Origin of the sequence: Pseudomonas sp. 2024-210 (genome assembly GCF_045062345.1) — a bacterium.
Classification (GTDB): Bacteria; Pseudomonadota; Gammaproteobacteria; order Pseudomonadales; family Pseudomonadaceae; genus Aquipseudomonas.
Genome location: NZ_JBJGEJ010000006.1, coordinates 37374 through 54675, shown reverse-complemented (window position 1 = coordinate 54675; position 17302 = coordinate 37374). Strand labels below are relative to the sequence as shown.

At 55.8% G+C, this 17302-nt stretch carries 11 protein-coding genes; 7 read left to right on the top strand and 4 right to left on the bottom strand.

Going from position 1 to position 17302, the window contains the following annotated elements:
* Nucleotides 1-366: 366 nt before the first annotated feature.
* On the bottom strand, nt 367-2034 hold the full coding sequence (ettA, locus tag ACI7MX_RS10645) for an energy-dependent translational throttle protein EttA (protein ID WP_405586938.1): 1668 nt from the start codon (nt 2032-2034) through the stop codon (nt 367-369).
* Nucleotides 2035-2460: 426 nt separating this feature from the next.
* On the opposite strand from ettA, the gene ACI7MX_RS10640 reads away from it, so the two are divergent.
* Both ACI7MX_RS10640 and glyA read left to right on the top strand, forming a co-directional pair.
* Nucleotides 2461-5913 carry an EAL domain-containing protein gene (locus ACI7MX_RS10640; RefSeq protein WP_314484691.1) on the top strand — a complete coding sequence of 1151 codons (3453 nt, stop codon included), beginning with the start codon at nt 2461-2463 and terminating at the stop codon, nt 5911-5913.
* Between the two features lie 99 nt (nt 5914-6012).
* The gene (glyA, locus tag ACI7MX_RS10635; RefSeq protein WP_153379852.1) at nt 6013-7266 is read left to right on the top strand and encodes a serine hydroxymethyltransferase; all 1254 of its coding nucleotides are present in this window, start codon (nt 6013-6015) and stop codon (nt 7264-7266) included.
* Between the two features lie 58 nt (nt 7267-7324).
* On the opposite strand, the gene ACI7MX_RS10630 is transcribed toward glyA, so the two are convergent.
* Nucleotides 7325-8449, bottom strand: a complete 1125-nt coding sequence (locus tag ACI7MX_RS10630; RefSeq protein WP_314484685.1) for a class I SAM-dependent methyltransferase — start codon at nt 8447-8449, stop codon at nt 7325-7327.
* Nucleotides 8450-8618: 169 nt separating this feature from the next.
* Nucleotides 8619-9347 carry an autoinducer binding domain-containing protein gene (locus ACI7MX_RS10625; RefSeq protein ID WP_405586944.1) on the bottom strand — a complete coding sequence of 243 codons (729 nt, stop codon included), beginning with the start codon at nt 9345-9347 and terminating at the stop codon, nt 8619-8621.
* Between the two features lie 357 nt (nt 9348-9704).
* Here ACI7MX_RS10625 and ACI7MX_RS10620 point away from each other — a divergent pair, with 357 nt between their 5' ends.
* Nucleotides 9705-10481, top strand: coding sequence for a ferredoxin--NADP reductase (locus ACI7MX_RS10620; RefSeq protein ID WP_314484679.1), 777 nt, complete (start codon nt 9705-9707; stop codon nt 10479-10481).
* Nucleotides 10482-10534: 53 nt separating this feature from the next.
* Here ACI7MX_RS10620 and mscL read toward each other — a convergent pair whose 3' ends face one another.
* Entirely contained in the window at nt 10535-10948 is a 414-nt protein-coding gene (mscL, locus tag ACI7MX_RS10615) for a large-conductance mechanosensitive channel protein MscL (protein WP_314484675.1), read from the bottom strand.
* 271 nt (nt 10949-11219) lie between these two features.
* Here mscL and katB point away from each other — a divergent pair, with 271 nt between their 5' ends.
* The 4 genes from katB to ACI7MX_RS10595 all read left to right on the top strand — a co-directional run bounded on the left by katB (nt 11220) and on the right by ACI7MX_RS10595 (nt 17300).
* Entirely contained in the window at nt 11220-12761 is a 1542-nt protein-coding gene (gene katB, locus ACI7MX_RS10610) for a catalase KatB (RefSeq protein WP_405586948.1), read from the top strand.
* Nucleotides 12762-13153: 392 nt separating this feature from the next.
* Nucleotides 13154-13684 (top strand): ankyrin repeat domain-containing protein, encoded by a 531-nt coding sequence (locus ACI7MX_RS10605; RefSeq protein WP_405586951.1) that lies wholly within the window; start codon nt 13154-13156, stop codon nt 13682-13684.
* 45 nt (nt 13685-13729) lie between these two features.
* Complete coding sequence (radA, locus tag ACI7MX_RS10600) at nt 13730-15097, top strand: DNA repair protein RadA (protein ID WP_314484669.1); 1368 nt, start codon at nt 13730-13732, stop codon at nt 15095-15097.
* Between the two features lie 136 nt (nt 15098-15233).
* Nucleotides 15234-17300, top strand: coding sequence for a carbon starvation CstA family protein (locus tag ACI7MX_RS10595; RefSeq protein ID WP_405586954.1), 2067 nt, complete (start codon nt 15234-15236; stop codon nt 17298-17300).
* The last annotated feature ends 2 nt before the right edge of the window (nt 17301-17302 follow it).

The following is a 17302-nucleotide window of genomic DNA, read 5'->3' as shown; positions in this document are numbered from 1 at the left end:
AATTTGTTGTCGTTAGAAGGCGATTGGCCAGAACTTTATCAATTCATGTCGCACCGTGACAGCGCAAAATGTCGCAGTTCTGAATTTAAATGGTGCTTTTATATAAATAGTGCCGATTTTAAAGGGTTTTGCGCACCAAAAAATGCCTTCTTGTACCCACTTTTGCACCATTGAAAGACCGTAGCCGCTGACGAAGGCTGCGTCCGATTGCGAAGCGATCGTAAGATTCGTCTCTGCATGTTTAAAGGAACACCGCCTTTACGACGGCTTCGCCGCCGGACGCAGCCTTCGGCAGCTGCTACGAATTGAAGTCCGCGCACCAAAAAAAACGGCGCCCGAAGGCGCCGTCTTGTGTTGCAACCGCCCTTACTGGGCCAGCTTTTTGTGACGCACGCGGTGCGGCAAGGTGGCCGCTTCGCCGAGGCGCTTTTTACGATCAGCTTCGTACTCGGTGTAGTTGCCTTCAAAGAAGACCGCTTGCGAGTCGTCTTCGTACGCCAAGATGTGAGTCGCGACGCGGTCAAGGAACCACCGATCGTGAGAGATCACAATGGCGGCGCCCGGGAAGTCCAGCAGCGCTTCTTCCAGCGAACGCAAAGTCTCAACGTCAAGGTCGTTGGACGGTTCGTCGAGCAGCAACACGTTGGCGCCCTCTTTCAAGGTCAGGGCCAGGTGCAAGCGACCACGCTCACCACCGGACAGGTCCTTGACGAACTTCTGCTGATCGCCGCCCTTGAAGTTGAAACGACCGACATAAGTGCGCGACGGGATTTCATAGTTGCCGATGCGGATCACATCAGAACCATCGGAAATCGCCTGGAACACGGTTTTGCTGCCATCCAGGTCGTCACGGCTCTGGTCTACACACGCCAGTTGCACGGTGTCGCCGATTTCAATGCTGCCCGAATCAGGCTGTTCTTTGCCCATCAACATGCGGAACAGAGTCGATTTACCGGCACCGTTACCGCCGATCACACCCACAATGGCGCCTTTAGGCATAACGAATGACAGGTTGTCGATCAACACGCGATCGCCATAACCCTTGGAGACGTTTTTGAACTCAATAACCTTGTCACCCAGGCGCGGACCGGCCGGGATGTAGATTTCGTTGGTTTCGCTGCGTTTCTGGAATTCTTGCGATTGCAGTTCTTCGAAGCGTTGCAGACGTGCCTTGGATTTGGACTGACGCGCCTTGGCCCCTTTACGAACCCATTCCAGCTCGTCTTTCATGGCCTTTTCATGGGCCGACTGCTGCTTGGATTCGGCAGCAAGACGGTCGGACTTGGCTTCAAGCCAACCCGAGTAGTTGCCTTCGTAAGGAATGCCCGCACCGCGGTCAAGTTCCAGAATCCAGCCCGCCACGTTATCCAGGAAGTAACGGTCGTGCGTAATCGCAACCACAGTACCCGGGAAGTCGTGCAGGAAGTGCTCCAGCCAGGCCACCGAATCGGCGTCCAAGTGGTTGGTCGGTTCGTCGAGCAACAGCATGTCCGGGGCCGACAGCAGCAGGCGGCACAGGGCCACACGGCGTTTTTCACCACCCGACAGGTGCTCGACCTTGGCATCCCAGGCCGGCAGGCGCAGTGCATCAGCAGCGACTTCCAGCTGGCGCTCAAGGTTATGACCGTCACTGGCTTGCAGAATGGCTTCGAGTTTGGCTTGTTCAGCAGCCAGTTTGTCGAAGTCGGCATCCGGGTCTGCGTATTCGGCATAGACCTGATCCAGACGCGCTTGGGCGTCCTTGATCACACTAACGGCTTCTTCAACCACTTCTCGAACGGTTTTGTTTGGATCCAGTTGCGGTTCTTGCGGCAGATAGCCTATGTTCAGGTCCGGCATTGGACGGGCTTCACCGTCAAACTCGGTATCAACGCCAGCCATGATTTTCAACAGGGTGGATTTACCCGAACCGTTCAAACCGAGTACGCCGATCTTGGCGCCCGGGAAAAACGACAGGGAGATATTTTTCAGGATTTCCCGCTTCGGCGGAACAACTTTGCTCAGCCGATGCATGGTGAAAACGTATTGGGCCATGGAGAACCTAGCGTCTGTGACTGATGAATAAAGCGCGAGCGATGCCCGGATCAGGCCATAGCCGTCAGTCAGGGACTGATCGAGATCAATACCTGCTCGCACAATAAGCCTAAATGTAGGAGATCGAATGCTCCCGCGTAACCGGCAAAGCTACCTGAATGCGCTGATCAGGGCAAACCAGCCGACACCACAGAGCTGGCACTTTGCCACAACCCAAGGCATGCTAAGGTCTGTGCGAAATGTATTCGAGCGAAAGTAAGGCAAGGCACAAACAGGCAACTAAGCGGCGTTTACGTGTTGTCAGTGAGCATTGCGAGCCTGTATTCAACGCTGCATTACCACCGAGCGCAGTTACATTTCGTACAGAGATCAGGCGTCCTCTAGGCGCAGGCTTAGAGCCGTACAGCCAACCCGCAGGATCACAGCTTGTCCAACGTCAACGCATCAACGTCCACTCGCGCCCCCAGCCCCAACCCCACCCAACGCACTGGCACGCCTGTTCCCGGCACGCTCAAAGGGGCACTGGCGACGCTGGTTCTGTTCTTGCTGGGTCTGTTGTTCTGGTTGTTAATTGAGCAATTCCAAGAAACGCTCCATCAAGAACGGCTATGGAGCATTAATTACAGCGCGGACCTGGCTGACAACATCAGCCTGAATATGGCCCTGAGAGCCGAAATCGCGCTGAATCAGTTGCCCCAGTACGAGCAGCCAACCACACCGCGCCAGCAACAAGCTCTGGTCAATCGACTGCGCCAATCCTTGCCGTCCCTGCATAGCCTGGCCTGGTTAAGCCCCGCCGCAGAAGTGCTGATTGACAGCACGGGCACCAGCCCCGATGCCGCCTACCTGGAGGATTGGATTAAACACCGCCAGCCCAACCACCGTACCGACGGCTACTACTACGCCAGCAACCGTGATGGCAGCCTTGCTTATTTATTGCTCAACCATCCTATCGGCCCGACCAAAGGTTACTGGCTGCTGCGCATGACCCCCGACTTGCTGCAAAACCTGACACGTCAGACAGACCCAGCCAAGCGCCCGCAATGGCTGATTGAAAACACGCCCACGGGCAGAGTGCTCAGCCATAGCGACAAAACCATTCGTCCCTCCTCAGCCATGACTCAGGCAGACCTAGAGGACACCGTACTGTTAACGCCCCTGAGCCATAGCGACTGGCATCTACGGGGGCTGTTCAACGAACAGAGGACGGTTCAAGCGCTCTTGCCCGGATTGATCGCAAAGTGCCTGCTTGGTTTGCTGTTTTCACTGTTGCCGATAGTCGCGCTGATGAACATGCGCCGCCGTCAACGGCAGTTGCACGAGGGGCGCCGGCGATATCACGATATTTTTGAGGGCACCGGTGTGGCACTTTGCGTGCTCGATCTGGCCAGCTTGCCGGGTTTTCTGGAGCGCGAAAAATTACACAGTGTCGACGCACTCACGCATTGGCTCATCCAGCATCCTGAACATCACCCGTCATTGCTTGAGCAGTTGCGCATCACCGAAGTGAATCAGGTCGCCATGCAATTATTGCAGGTCGAATCTGAAGAAGGGGCGTGGTTAAAACTGATTAACGGTTGCCCGAAAAGCGCTGCTGCTATTGGTTATCGATTGGTCGAAGCCGTGATTAATCATCAGCAACAGCTTGAGCTGGAAATCAAACTGAGTGACGTTAAGGGTGAAGACCAGCATTTATGGCTGGTCGTGCGCTTTCCGGAGACCGAGCAGGACTATCACGCGGTCATTCTGAGCATTACCGACATTACCAGCCGCAAGCTGATTGAACTGTCCTTGCAAGAACGTGAGCGCTTCTGGTCAGAGGTCGTGCGCACTGTGCCTGATCATTTGTATGTACAGGACGTTAATAGCCAGATGATGATTTTCAGTAATCACCATCTGGGCTACAGCTTGGGCTACAACGACGCAGAGCTCCACCAGATGGGCGCTTACTTCTGGGAAATCCTGCTACATCCCGAGGACGCCGAACGTTACGAGCAACGGCGCATCTTGCAGCGGGCTAACGCGTACAGCCAATTGTTGCACTGCCAATTACGTTTTCGCCATCGCACGGGTGTGTGGCGACGCTTTGATATACGCGAACAGGCCCTGGCCCGTAACGCACGCGACCAGGTCACGCGGATCATCGGGGTGGCAAAAGACATCACCGACCAGATAGAAGCCAGCGAATCCTTGCGCATGGCTGCCACCGTGTTCGAGCACTCGACCTCGGCCATTCTGATTACTGACCCGGACGGGTTTATCGTTCAAGCCAACGAAGCCTTCAGTCTGGTCAGCGGTTACAGCGTGTCACACGTTCTTGACCAACTGCCCACCATGCTCACGGTGCACGAACAACAGCAGGCGCACTTGCGCTACATCTTCAAACAACTGCGCCAGCACCGCTCATGGGAAGGCGAGGTGTGGCTCAAACGGCGCAATGGCGAGCACTATCCGGCGTGGGTCGGGATCACCGCCGTACTGGACAATGAAGGCGACTTGGCCAGTTACGTGTGCTTCTTCAGCGATATCAGCGAGCGTAAGGCCAGTGAGCAACGCATCCATCGCTTGGCGTATTACGATGCTCTGACCCACCTGCCCAACCGCACCCTGTTTCAAGATCGCTTGCACACCGCGCTGCAACACGCCGATCGGACTAAATCGTGGGTGGTGCTGATGTTCCTCGATCTCGACCGCTTCAAACCCATCAATGATTCCTTGGGGCACGCCGCGGGCGACCGCATGCTCAAAGACATGGCCATACGCCTGCTGGCGTGTGTCGGTGACGACGATACCGTGGCCCGGATGGGCGGAGACGAATTCACCCTGCTATTACAGCCGCGCGATACTCGAGAGCACGCGCTTAACCGTGCCGTTCATGTGGCCGAAGAAATTCTCGCCAGCCTGGTAAAACCCTTTGTTCTGGAAGGCCGGGAGTTCTTCGTGACGGCCAGCATCGGAATCGCCCTGAGCCCTCAGGATGGCAAGGAACTCAGCCAACTGATGAAGAACGCCGACACGGCGATGTATCACGCCAAGGAGCGGGGCAAAAACAATTTCCAGTTCTATCAAGCCGACATGAACGCCAGCGCGCTGGAGCGTCTCGAACTGGAGAGCGACTTGCGCCATGCCTTGGATCTGCAAGAGTTCATCCTCTATTACCAACCACAATTCAGCGGCGACGGTAAACGCCTGACCGGCGTAGAAGTGCTGCTGCGCTGGAATCATCCGCGGCGCGGGCTAGTGCCGCCGGGCGATTTTATCCCGGTGCTTGAAGAGTTGGGGCTGGTGGTAGAAGTCGGCGACTGGGTGCTGACAGAAGCCTGCCGACAGCTCAAGCAATGGCACTTGGCCAAAGTGCGTGTTCCCAAAGTGTCGGTCAACATTTCGGCCCGCCAGTTTTCCGATGGCCAGCTTGGCACACGCATCGCCAACATCCTCAAAATGACCGGCTTGCCCCCCGCCTGTCTGGAGCTGGAATTGACCGAAAGCATCTTGATGCGCGAAGTCAGCGAAGCCCTGCATATTCTGGCCAGCCTTAAAAATCTCGGCCTGAGCATTGCCGTCGATGACTTTGGCACGGGTTACTCGTCGCTCAATTACCTCAAACAGTTCCCAATCGATGTGTTGAAAATTGACCGTTCCTTCGTCGATGGCCTGCCGCTGGGCGAGCAAGATGCACAAATTGCCCGGGCCATCATCGCAATGGCCCACAGCCTGAACCTGTCGGTGATCGCTGAGGGCGTCGAGACCCATGAACAGTTGGATTTTTTGCGCGAGCACGGTTGCGATGAAGTGCAGGGTTATCTGTTTGGCCGACCGGTGCCTGCCGAGCAATTGGCACTGCAACTAAAAGCCGCCAGTTGCGAACTGACGCCGTGAAGTTCGCAGCTCGTCACCATGAATCGCATTCATATGCCAGAAAAAATCCATTGAGTTAGAATGCCCTCCTTTTCTGCCCCCCGATCCTTGAGGACCGCCATGTTCAGCCGTGATTTGACACTTGCCAAGTTCGACGCCGACCTTTTTGCCGCCATGGAGCAAGAAGCTCAGCGCCAGGAAGAACATATTGAGCTCATCGCCTCGGAAAACTACACCAGCCCAGCGGTCATGGAAGCTCAAGGCTCGGTACTGACCAACAAGTACGCCGAAGGTTACCCGGGCAAGCGTTACTACGGCGGCTGCGAATACGTCGACGTGGTTGAGCAACTGGCCATCGACCGTGCCAAAGAACTGTTCGGTGCCGATTACGCCAACGTTCAGCCGCACGCGGGTTCCCAGGCCAACAGCGCTGTTTATCTGGCGCTGCTGTCGGCAGGCGACACCATTCTGGGCATGAGCCTGGCTCACGGCGGTCACTTGACCCACGGCGCCAGCGTTTCATCCTCGGGCAAGCTGTACAATGCCATTCAGTACGGTATCGACGCGAATGGCCTGATCGACTACGACGAAGTTGAACGTCTGGCCGTTGAGCACAAGCCAAAAATGATCGTGGCCGGTTTCTCTGCCTACTCGCAAATCCTCGACTTCCCGCGCTTTCGCGCTATCGCCGACAAAGTGGGCGCTTACCTCTTCGTCGACATGGCTCACGTAGCCGGTCTTGTAGCCGCGGGCGTTTACCCGAACCCGGTGCCGTTTGCAGACGTAGTGACCACTACGACTCACAAAACCCTGCGCGGTCCACGTGGTGGTCTGATCCTGGCCAAGGCCAACCCTGAAATCGAGAAAAAGCTGAACTCGGCTGTTTTCCCGGGTTCGCAAGGCGGCCCACTGGAGCACGTGATTGCGGGCAAGGCGGTGTGCTTCAAAGAAGCCCTGCAACCTGAGTTCAAGGTTTATCAGCAACAAGTGGTTAAAAACGCTCAAGCGATGGCTTCGGTCTTTATCGAGCGCGGTTTTGATGTGGTATCGGGCGGCACTGAAAACCACCTGTTCCTGCTGTCGCTGATCAAGCAAGACATCTCCGGCAAAGACGCTGACGCCGCACTGGGCAAAGCGTTTATCACCGTGAACAAAAACTCCGTGCCAAACGACCCTCGCTCCCCGTTCGTGACTTCGGGCCTGCGTTTCGGCACACCAGCAGTCACCACTCGCGGCTTCAAGGTTGAAGAATGCCGTGAACTGGCGGGCTGGATCTGCGACATCCTCGACGACATCAACAACGAAGCCGTGATTGATGCTGTTCGCGAGAAAGTGAAAGCCATCTGCGCCAAGCTGCCGGTCTACGGCAACTGAGTGTCGATAGCTGAATAAAAAGCCCGGCATTGTGCCGGGCTTTTTTGTGGGCGGTGCTTTACTTACGGGCTTTGAGAATCACGAACTTGGGTGTGGCCGCCACTTGCTCTACACCGCGAAACAACTTGGCCAGCTTGCTGTGATAGCCCAGATGACGGTTGCCGACGATATACAAAGCACCACCGACGACCAGCGCTTCACGGGCTTGCTGAAACATGCGCCACGCCAAAAAGTCGCCCACCACTTGCTGCTGGTGAAACGGCGGGTTGCACAGCACCACGTCCAGTGAGTCAGGCGCTTGCCCGGCCAAGCCGTCACCCGCCCTCACAATGACCTCACGATCACCCAGAATCGCCTGCCAGTTTTCACGGGCGGACTGCACGGCCATAAACGATTCATCAACCAGCGTGTAGTGAGCCTCGGGATTGTTCAGCGCGCTGGCAATTGCCAACACCCCGTTGCCACACCCCACATCAGCCACGCGCGCAGCGCCCAAGTTTTTGGGCAGATGTGGCAGAAAAGCCCGAGTTCCGATGTCCAGCCCTTCACGGCAGAAAACGTTGGCATGGTTGAGCAGCTCAATCGCCGGTTCGTCCAGCAGATAGCGCGTAGGGTAAGGCGAAACAAAGGGTTGCTTAGCTTCAGGGGTGGCAATCAGCAGGCGGGCTTTTTTAACCGCCAATGATGCCTGTACCGGGCCGATATAACGCTCCAGCAGATCACCTGCGGCGCGCGGCAAATGTTTGACCATCGCCCCCGCAATCACCTGAGCGTTTGGCGCCAACTGGCCTTGCAGACGAATAAGCTGTTCCTCAAGCAGGGCCAGGGTTTTAGGAACACGCACCAATACGCAGTCGAAAGGGCCCGTTAAGCGTTCGCTGGCAGGGATGATCGTGACCGCATCAAATGCCTGACCGTTGAGCACCAGATTCTTCTCCAGCGCCTGAATGGCGAGAAACGAGTCGCTGCTGCTGGTGACCTTCATCGTGGGCGCAAGGCTAACTGCCAGTGCTCCGAAGCTGTCATTGAGGATCAGCACCCGGCTACCGGCGGGAAGACCCTGTTCGGCCACATGGTTTAGTAAATATTCATCCGCAGCGTCAAAAGCCTGTAACGGCTCATTTTGCTGTTCAGGTTGGCGAATCAAACGGAGTTGGGCGAACGGGCTTTCGAGCACTGGCATTTATACAAACTCTGGGGCATCGATACCCACGAACATCCCCTTTGGGCGGTTTACAGGCAATCGAGACCGGTGGGTTTTACAGGTGGCGCTGATTTTACTTTTTTTTAGCACTAATTGCCTGAAGCGATTTAGCGCGCTGGTCAGAGGGACTGCTCAAAAGCGCACTCAATTAAATAAAACCGCGTTGAGTGGCGAGCACCACCGCTGACGTTTTATTGCTGGTGCCCAGTTTTCTGATCGCACTGCTGATATGAAAATTCACAGTGCGTGTCGTCAGCCCCAAAATCATGCCGACATCCGAAGCGGTTTTGCCTTGAGCTGTCCACTTCAACACCTCTGCTTCGCGCAACGACAAACGCTCCAGAGTAGGTTGAGCCCTTTGTTCGGGTGAACGCTGGGCGAACACGGCGCCATGCAATTGATTGCACAGCCACAGCACATCGGCCGCTTTTCTATCAAACTCTTCTTTAGTGATAGCCGGGCTGTATCTGGCCATGCTCAAAATACTGGTTCTGCCCAGAGTGTCATGCACCGCTTGTGTCCAGCCATAGTTCAGTCCATGAGCCTGAGTGTATTTCCAAAGTTCGGGGCTGCTTTTAAAAACAGACTCATCCCAAATAATGGGGTCAATGGAATGTTGACAGTGACTGACTAAGGGATCTTTACCAGAGACTTCCATACCTCTGTAATACTCAACAAGTTCATTCGAATAGTTGGTAATATTTTTTGCATTCAGATGAGTGTCATTAAGATGAGTGTCATTAAGATGAGTGATCAAACGAAAGAAGAAATATTCAAATCCAAAGCGCTGTATCTGGCTGAGGGTGTACGCGTATAAGTCGCTCGGGTTAAGCCTGATAACGTATTGTTTTTCTTCGGGTACGCATTTAATGCCCATGATATAGACCACCCCCATAAGAGCGAAAAACACGAATTTTATTAGGTAAATAAATAAAACCACTGTAGGAAATTACACCATTTTGAACGATTGGCTAAACAATATTGACGAATGGATCCATCTTTTAGAAAGCAATAAAAACAGAACTAAAGTGTTAACTTTATGGCGCCAATATTTTGTTTCTGAAGTGAAGTATAAATAGACTTATTACTCTAATTTATTTGGCCATTATCACTCTTCAACTTTCTTAACAGCGAGATTTTTCATGCTCTGAACAGGTGATGCCCTTACCCCTCGCGGGTGTTCTCACGAGCGGGTTTGCGCGACACTAGCGCCTCAGCCAACACGGAGCGCACCATGACCGACAGTGCCGACAAATTCACACGCCAGACGCTGCTTGAGGTAAACCCTCTGACCCCCAGCCTGTTTACGCTGCGCACCACTCGCGACCGAGGATTTCGTTTCCGCGCAGGGCAATTCACCAAGCTTGGCGTTACCAAGGCCGATGGCAGCACCGTATGGCGAGCGTATTCGGTCGTTTCATCACCTTACGACGAATTTCTGGAATTCTTTTCCATTGTGGTGCCAGGCGGGGAATTCACCAGTGAGCTGAGCCGGCTCAAGGTCGGTGACACGCTGATGGTTGAGCGCCAGGCGTATGGCTATCTAACGCTGGACAGATTTATTGACGGTCGTGACTTGTGGTTGCTAGCCACGGGAACGGGGGTGGCCCCCTTCTTGTCGATCCTTCAGGACTTTGAGGTCTGGGAAAAATTTGAACGGATCGTGCTGGTTTATAGCGCACGCGAAGCACGCGAACTGGCCTATCAGGACTTGATTGCTAACCTGAGCCAACGTGAATACTTGGCTGAACACGCGCACAAATTAACCTACATTCCGATAGTGACGCGCGAAGACGTGCCTGGCGCACTCAATGGCCGCATTACCACACTGATTGAAAGTGGTGCGTTAGAGCGTGCTGCCGGCGTTGAACTAAGCCCAGAGCACTCCCGGGTCATGCTGTGCGGTAATCCGCAAATGATTGACGACACGCGCAAACTGCTTAAAGAACGCAATTTGCAACTTAGCCTGACGCGACGTCCAGGTCAGGTCGCCGTGGAAAACTATTGGTAATTGCACCTCTATAAACGACGGCGCCCTGAGGCGCCGTGGTTTAATCGAAAGGGTTATGGCTTGTTGTTCTGGACCTTGAGCAAGTCACGAATCTCACCCAGCAGTTCTTCTTCTTTGGAAGGCAACGGTGGTGCACTCGGCGCCACTGCTTCTTCGCGTTTAAGTCGGTTGATTGCCTTTACACCCATAAAGATAGCGAAGGCGACGATAACGAAGTCAATAACACTCTGGATGAACTTGCCATAGGCCAACACCACGGCAGGCGCATCCCCCACGGCAGCTTTGAGGGTAATGGCCAGATCAGTGAAATCCACCCCGCCGATCAACAAACCCAGGGGCGGCATGATCACATCGCCTACAAAGGAGGAAACGATCTTGCCGAACGCTGCGCCGATGATGATACCAACGGCCATATCGACCACGTTACCTTTGACCGCGAAGGCCTTGAACTCACTTATCACGCCCATAGGTTATTCCTTGTTACAGATGAGGTTGAGGATGAAGTGTAAATCAGCCTGACAGTTCTTGCCTGCCAGTCATCTTTTATGCTGAACAATTGACCGGCAGAGGGGGGCAGAAGTTTAAAAAAAGGCTCGCTAAATAACCGTTTAAGGGCTTGAGCGCCAGACCTTTTTTTCAATCGACTGTGTGTGACCTTTCTATTTAGAATTTTCGTTGCAGGCCTCTAGCCTTTGCTCAGCGCCTTGATGCGCAGACCAATAATTAGAGGACTTACGCATGACCACCCCCCTAGGCTCAGGACTGCTTTCGCAGGGTCGCCTGCTGTGTGTTTTGAGCGCCAGCCTGCTGTCGGTTTCAGTTAATGCTGCGACCTTGACGCGCGACAACGGCGCCGCTGTTGGCGACAATCAGAATTCGCAAACGGCAGGCGCCAATGGCCCTGTGATGCTGCAAGACGTGCAGTTACTGCAAAAGCTCCAGCGCTTTGACCGCGAACGCATCCCCGAGCGCGTCGTGCATGCGCGCGGCACGGGTGCTCACGGCACCTTTACCGTGACCAATGACCTGAGTGACCTGACCAAAGCCAAGGTGTTTGCCGCTGGCGTGACCACCCCCGTGTTTGTGCGATTCTCAGCCGTGGTGCACAGCGCCCACTCGCCCGAAACCTTGCGCGACCCGCGTGGGTTTGCCACCAAGTTCTATACCGCCGACGGTAACTGGGACTTGGTCGGCAACAACTTCCCGACGTTCTTTATCCGCGATGCCATCAAGTTCCCGGACATGGTTCACGCCTTCAAGCCTGACCCGCGTACCAACCTGGATGATGACTCACGCCGTTTTGATTTCTTCTCGCACGTCCCGGAAGCCACCCGCACCCTGACCGAGCTGTACTCCAACGCGGGAACACCGGCCAGCTATCGCGAAATGGACGGCAATGGTGTGCACGCCTACAAATTGGTTAACGCCAAAGGCGACGTGCGTTATGTGAAGTTCCACTGGAAGAGCCTGCAAGGCCTGAACAACCTTGATCCAAAACAAGTGACTCAGGTTCAGGGGCAAGACTACAGCCACATGACCCATGATTTGGTCACGCACATCAACAAGGGCGACTTCCCTAAATGGGATCTGTACGTACAAGTGCTCAAGCCTGAAGACCTGAAGTCTTTCGACTTTGACCCATTGGACGCGACCAAAATCTGGCCCAACGTCCCTGAGCGTAAAGTTGGCCAGATGGTGCTGAACCGCAACCCGGCCAACGTCTTCCAGGAAACTGAGCAAGTTGCAATGGCGCCGGCAAACCTGGTGCCTGGCATCGAGCCGTCTGAAGACCGCCTGCTGCAAGGTCGCGTGTTCTCGTACGCCGACACCCAGATGTACCGTTTGGGGGCGAACGCCATGCAGTTGCCGATCAACGCCCCACGTGTGGCGGTGAATAACGGCAATCAGGACGGTGCGATGAATGCCGGTCACACCACCACGGGCGTGAACTACCAGCCGAGCCGATTGATGCCGCGTGAAGAGCCGCAATCTGCCCTTTACAGCCAGATGCCCGTCTCGGGCACGACCCAGCAAGCGAAGATCCAGCGTGAACAGAACTTCAAGCAGGCCGGTGATCTGTATCGCTCATACAGCAAAAAAGAGCGCCAGGACCTGATCGAAAGCTTCGGCGGCTCGTTGGCAACCACCGATGACGAAAGCAAGCACATCATGCTGTCGTTCCTTTACAAAGCAGACCCTGAGTACGGCACAGGCGTCACTAAAGTCGCCAAAGGTGATCTGGCGCGGGTTAAAGCGCTGGCGGCCAAGTTAGTGGATTAACTTTTTACCCTCACCCCAACCCTCTCCCAGAGGGAGAGGGAGCTGATATGCGGTGATTTTGAAGGCGCACGCAGTCAGTCACCCCTCCCCGCTGGAGATGGGGCCGATATGCAGTGATTTTGAAGGCGCACGCAGTCAGTCACCCCTCCCCGCTGGAGATGGGGCCGATATGCGGTGATTTTGAAGGCGCACGCAGTCAGTCCCTCTCCCCGGCAGGAGAGGAAGCTGATATGCGGTGATTTTGAAGGCGCACGCAGTCAGTCACCCCTCCCCGCTGGAGATGGGGCCGATATGCGGTGATTTTGAAGGCGCATGCGGTCAGTCCCCTCTCCCTCCGGGAGAGGGCTAGGGTGAGGGGCTTTTGATCCAGCCACTTAAACAGGCAGCTCAACATGAACATTTTTCTTTCCCTGGCCTTGCTGCTCGTCAGCAGCCTAAGCCTTGCAGATGAACCCGACGTGCCCAGCCAACTGCAAACCTACTATTTCGACGCTGCCCGCCGAGGCGATGTGGAGATGCTCGATACCTTTATCGCCTCTCACTACCCGCTCGATGTACAAGACGATAAAGGCTACACCGCGCTAATCCTCGCGGCCTACAACGGCCAAGGCAAGGCGGTTGAACACCTTCTGAACGCCGGAGCCAATGCCTGCGTGCAAGACAAGCGCGGTAACACCGCCCTGATGGGCGCCATTTTCAAAGGTGAGCTGAAAATCGCCAGACGCTTATTGGCCACCGAATGCGATCCCGATCAGCGCAATGGCGCCGGGCAGACCGCCGCCATGTATGCAGGCCTGTTCAAACGGGTCGAACTGCTCAACGATTTGACCCGCAAGGGCGCCGACCTGAATGCCGAAGATGCCGTAGGCAATAGTGCCGCTCGGCTGGTTAATGGCGAAATCCGCATGCCTGCGTCGCACTGATCACAAGCAGGTGGGCTATCATCGCGGTTTTTCCCTGGAGTTCAGATGGCCAAGCCAAAGCGCATATACGGCTGCACCGAGTGCGGCGCAACCTTTCCCAAATGGGCCGGGCAATGCGGCGAGTGCGGCGTTTGGAACACCTTGGTCGAAACAGTTGTAGAAAGCGGCGCCGCCGCGCCTCCCAGCGGGCGCACCGGCTGGACCGGGCAGCAAGCGCAACTTAAAACCCTGGCCGAAGTCAGCATCGAAGAACTGCCCCGCTTCTCCACCGCTTCCGGCGAGCTGGATCGAGTGCTCGGTGGCGGACTGGTTGATGGCTCGGTGGTGCTGATCGGCGGCGACCCCGGCATCGGTAAGTCGACCATTCTCCTGCAAACCTTGTGTCAGATGGCCACCCGCATGCCTGCACTGTACGTGACGGGTGAAGAGTCTCAGCAGCAAGTGGCCATGCGCGCCCGGCGCCTGGGGTTGCCACAAGACAAACTCAAGGTCATGACCGAGACCTGTATCGAAAGCATCATCGCCACGGCCAAGCTGGAAAAGCCCAAGGTCATGGTGATCGACTCGATTCAAACCATCTTCACTGAACAGCTGCAATCGGCACCCGGTGGCGTTTCTCAAGTGCGTGAAAGTGCCGCGTTGCTGGTGCGCTACGCCAAATCCAGCGGCACAGCGATTTTCCTGGTGGGCCACGTGACCAAAGAAGGCGCATTGGCCGGGCCACGCGTCCTGGAGCACATGGTCGATACCGTTCTGTATTTCGAAGGCGAGTCTGACGGTCGTTTGCGTTTGCTGCGGGCGGTGAAAAACCGTTTCGGCGCCGTGAACGAACTCGGCGTGTTCGGCATGACCGATAAAGGCTTGAAAGAAGTCTCCAACCCTTCGGCCATATTCCTGACGCGTGCTCAGGAAGAGGTTCCCGGCAGTGTGGTCATGGCGACGTGGGAAGGCACACGGCCCATGCTGGTCGAAGTGCAGGCGCTGGTGGATGACAGCCATATGTCCAACCCGCGCCGTGTGACCTTGGGTCTGGATCAGAATCGTCTGGCTATGTTGCTGGCCGTCTTGCACCGGCATGGTGGCATCCCGACCCACGATCAGGATGTGTTTCTTAACGTGGTGGGCGGGGTCAAGGTGCTTGAAACGGCCTCTGACCTGGCGTTGATGGCCGCCGTCATGTCCAGCTTACGCAACAAACCGCTGCCCCATGACTTGCTGGTCTTTGGCGAAGTGGGCCTTTCAGGCGAGGTTCGGCCGGTGCCCAGTGGTCAGGAGCGCTTGAAAGAAGCCGCCAAACACGGTTTTAAACGCGCGATCGTTCCCAAAGGCAACGCCCCCAAAGAATCGCCACCGGGTCTGAAAGTCATCGGCGTGACGCGTCTGGAACAGGCGTTGGATGCTTTGTTCGAATAACGGTTGAGGTGTGCAGCGCCGGCTACTGAAAATGGGCAAAAGAAGGCTCTAGACCAACGTCAGGGGGTGGTCTTTAGTGCTGGGAGCGCTAAACTCCAGAGGCAGTCCTTCTTGTCCAACTGGCCGGAATATAAAAATGAATAATAAAAATAGCTTGCTCCGCCACATCCCGTGGCTGGTGCTGGCAATTGTGGGAGCCTGCGCCCTTGGCGTAGTGGCATTACGCCGGGGCGAGGCAATTAACGCTTTATGGATCGTGGTGGCAGCAGTTGCCATCTATCTGGTCGCTTATCGTTATTACAGCCTGTTTATCGCCACCAAAGTCATGCAGCTGGACCCTATGCGTGCAACGCCAGCCGTCGTTAATAACGACGGTCTGGACTATGTACCCACCAACAAACACATTCTATTCGGTCACCACTTTGCGGCAATCGCCGGCGCCGGGCCTTTGGTCGGGCCGGTATTGGCCGCGCAAATGGGCTACCTGCCAGGCACGCTCTGGCTGATCGCCGGTGTCGTACTGGCCGGGGCCGTGCAAGATTTCATGGTGCTGTTCATGTCCACCCGCCGCAACGGTCGCTCCCTGGGCGACATGGTGCGCGAGGAAATGGGCAAGATTCCCGGCACCATTGCGCTATTCGGTTGCTTCCTGATCATGATCATCATCCTCGCGGTGCTCGCGCTGATTGTGGTCAAGGCACTGGCCGAAAGCCCGTGGGGCATGTTTACGGTGATGGCAACCATACCGATCGCCATGTTCATGGGCGTTTACATGCGCTACATCCGCCCGGGCCGCATTGGAGAAATCTCGGTTCTCGGCGTGCTGCTGTTGCTGGGTTCCATTTGGCTGGGGGGCCAGATTGCAGCCAGCCCGGACTGGGCTCATGTATTCACCTTCACCGGCACGCAAATCACCTGGATGTTGATCGGCTATGGTTTTGTGGCCGCGGTACTGCCTGTGTGGCTGGTGCTGGCCCCACGAGACTACCTGTCAACGTTCCTGAAAATCGGCACCATCGTGGCGCTGGCCATCGGTATTCTGGTCACCATGCCCGAGCTGAAAATGCCGGCACTGACCCAATTCATTGATGGCTCTGGCCCAGTGTGGAAAGGCGGCCTGTTCCCCTTCCTGTTCATCACCATTGCCTGTGGCGCCGTGTCGGGTTTCCACGCCCTGATCGCCTCGGGCACCACACCCAAATTGCTGGATAACGAAACCAACGCCCGTTACATCGGTTACGGCGGCATGTTGATGGAGTCGTTCGTGGCCATCATGGCAATGGTTGCTGCTTCGGTGATCGAACCGGGTGTGTACTTCGCCATGAACAGCCCCGCAGCCATTGTCGGCGGCGACGTGGTGACGGTCGCGCAAACAGTCAGCAGCTGGGGCTTTGCAATTACCCCGGATGCCCTGACAGCGTTGGCCCATGATATCGGTGAAACCACCGTTCTGGCCCGTGCGGGCGGCGCACCGACCTTGGCGGTCGGTATCGCTCAGATCCTGCACAACGTGTTGCCAGGCGAGAACACTATGGCGTTCTGGTATCACTTCGCCATTCTGTTCGAAGCCTTGTTTATCCTGACAGCGGTTGATGCGGGCACCCGTGCCGGGCGCTTCATGCTGCAAGACTTGTTGGGCAGTTTTGTTCCGGCTCTCAAGCGCACCGAGTCGTGGCCTGCCAACCTGCTGGCAACGGGCCTGTGTGTCGCCATGTGGGGTTACCTGCTGTACCAAGGCGTGATCGATCCATTGGGTGGCATCAACACCTTGTGGCCGTTGTTCGGTATCTCCAACCAGATGCTCGCGGGCATCGCGTTGATGCTGGCCACGGTTGTACTGATCAAAATGAAGCGTCAACGCTATATCTGGGTGACCATGTTGCCCGCTGTGTGGCTGCTTATCTGCACCACGGTGGCGGGCTTTATCAAGCTGTTCGACGCCAACCCGGCGGTCGGTTTCCTGGCCCTGGCCAAAAAATACAGCACTGCGCTGGATGCTGGCCAAGTGATTGCTCCGGCGAAAAACATCGACCAGATGCATCACGTGATTATCAACGCTTACACCAACGCCGGTTTGACCGTGCTGTTTCTGTTCGTGGTGTTCAGCATCCTGTTCTTTGCGATCAAAGTGGGTGTTGCCTCATGGGGCACCAAAGAGCGTACGGATAAAGAAGCCCCGTACCACACCATTCCGGACGCTTAACC

Bases quoted from the DNA above. Each gene is read 5' to 3' on its own strand.
- ettA (WP_405586938.1), bottom strand. From the start codon at position 2,034: ATGGCCCAATACGTTTTCACCATGCATCGGCTGAGCAAAGTTGTTCCG.
- ACI7MX_RS10620 (WP_314484679.1), top strand. From the start codon at position 9,705: ATGACCGACAGTGCCGACAAATTCACACGCCAGACGCTGCTTGAGGTA.
- katB (WP_405586948.1), top strand. From the start codon at position 11,220: ATGACCACCCCCCTAGGCTCAGGACTGCTTTCGCAGGGTCGCCTGCTG.
- glyA (WP_153379852.1), top strand. From the start codon at position 6,013: ATGTTCAGCCGTGATTTGACACTTGCCAAGTTCGACGCCGACCTTTTT.
- ACI7MX_RS10630 (WP_314484685.1), bottom strand. From the start codon at position 8,449: ATGCCAGTGCTCGAAAGCCCGTTCGCCCAACTCCGTTTGATTCGCCAA.
- ACI7MX_RS10605 (WP_405586951.1), top strand. From the start codon at position 13,154: ATGAACATTTTTCTTTCCCTGGCCTTGCTGCTCGTCAGCAGCCTAAGC.
- mscL (WP_314484675.1), bottom strand. From the start codon at position 10,948: ATGGGCGTGATAAGTGAGTTCAAGGCCTTCGCGGTCAAAGGTAACGTG.
- ACI7MX_RS10625 (WP_405586944.1), bottom strand. From the start codon at position 9,347: ATGGGCATTAAATGCGTACCCGAAGAAAAACAATACGTTATCAGGCTT.
- ACI7MX_RS10595 (WP_405586954.1), top strand. From the start codon at position 15,234: ATGAATAATAAAAATAGCTTGCTCCGCCACATCCCGTGGCTGGTGCTG.
- radA (WP_314484669.1), top strand. From the start codon at position 13,730: ATGGCCAAGCCAAAGCGCATATACGGCTGCACCGAGTGCGGCGCAACC.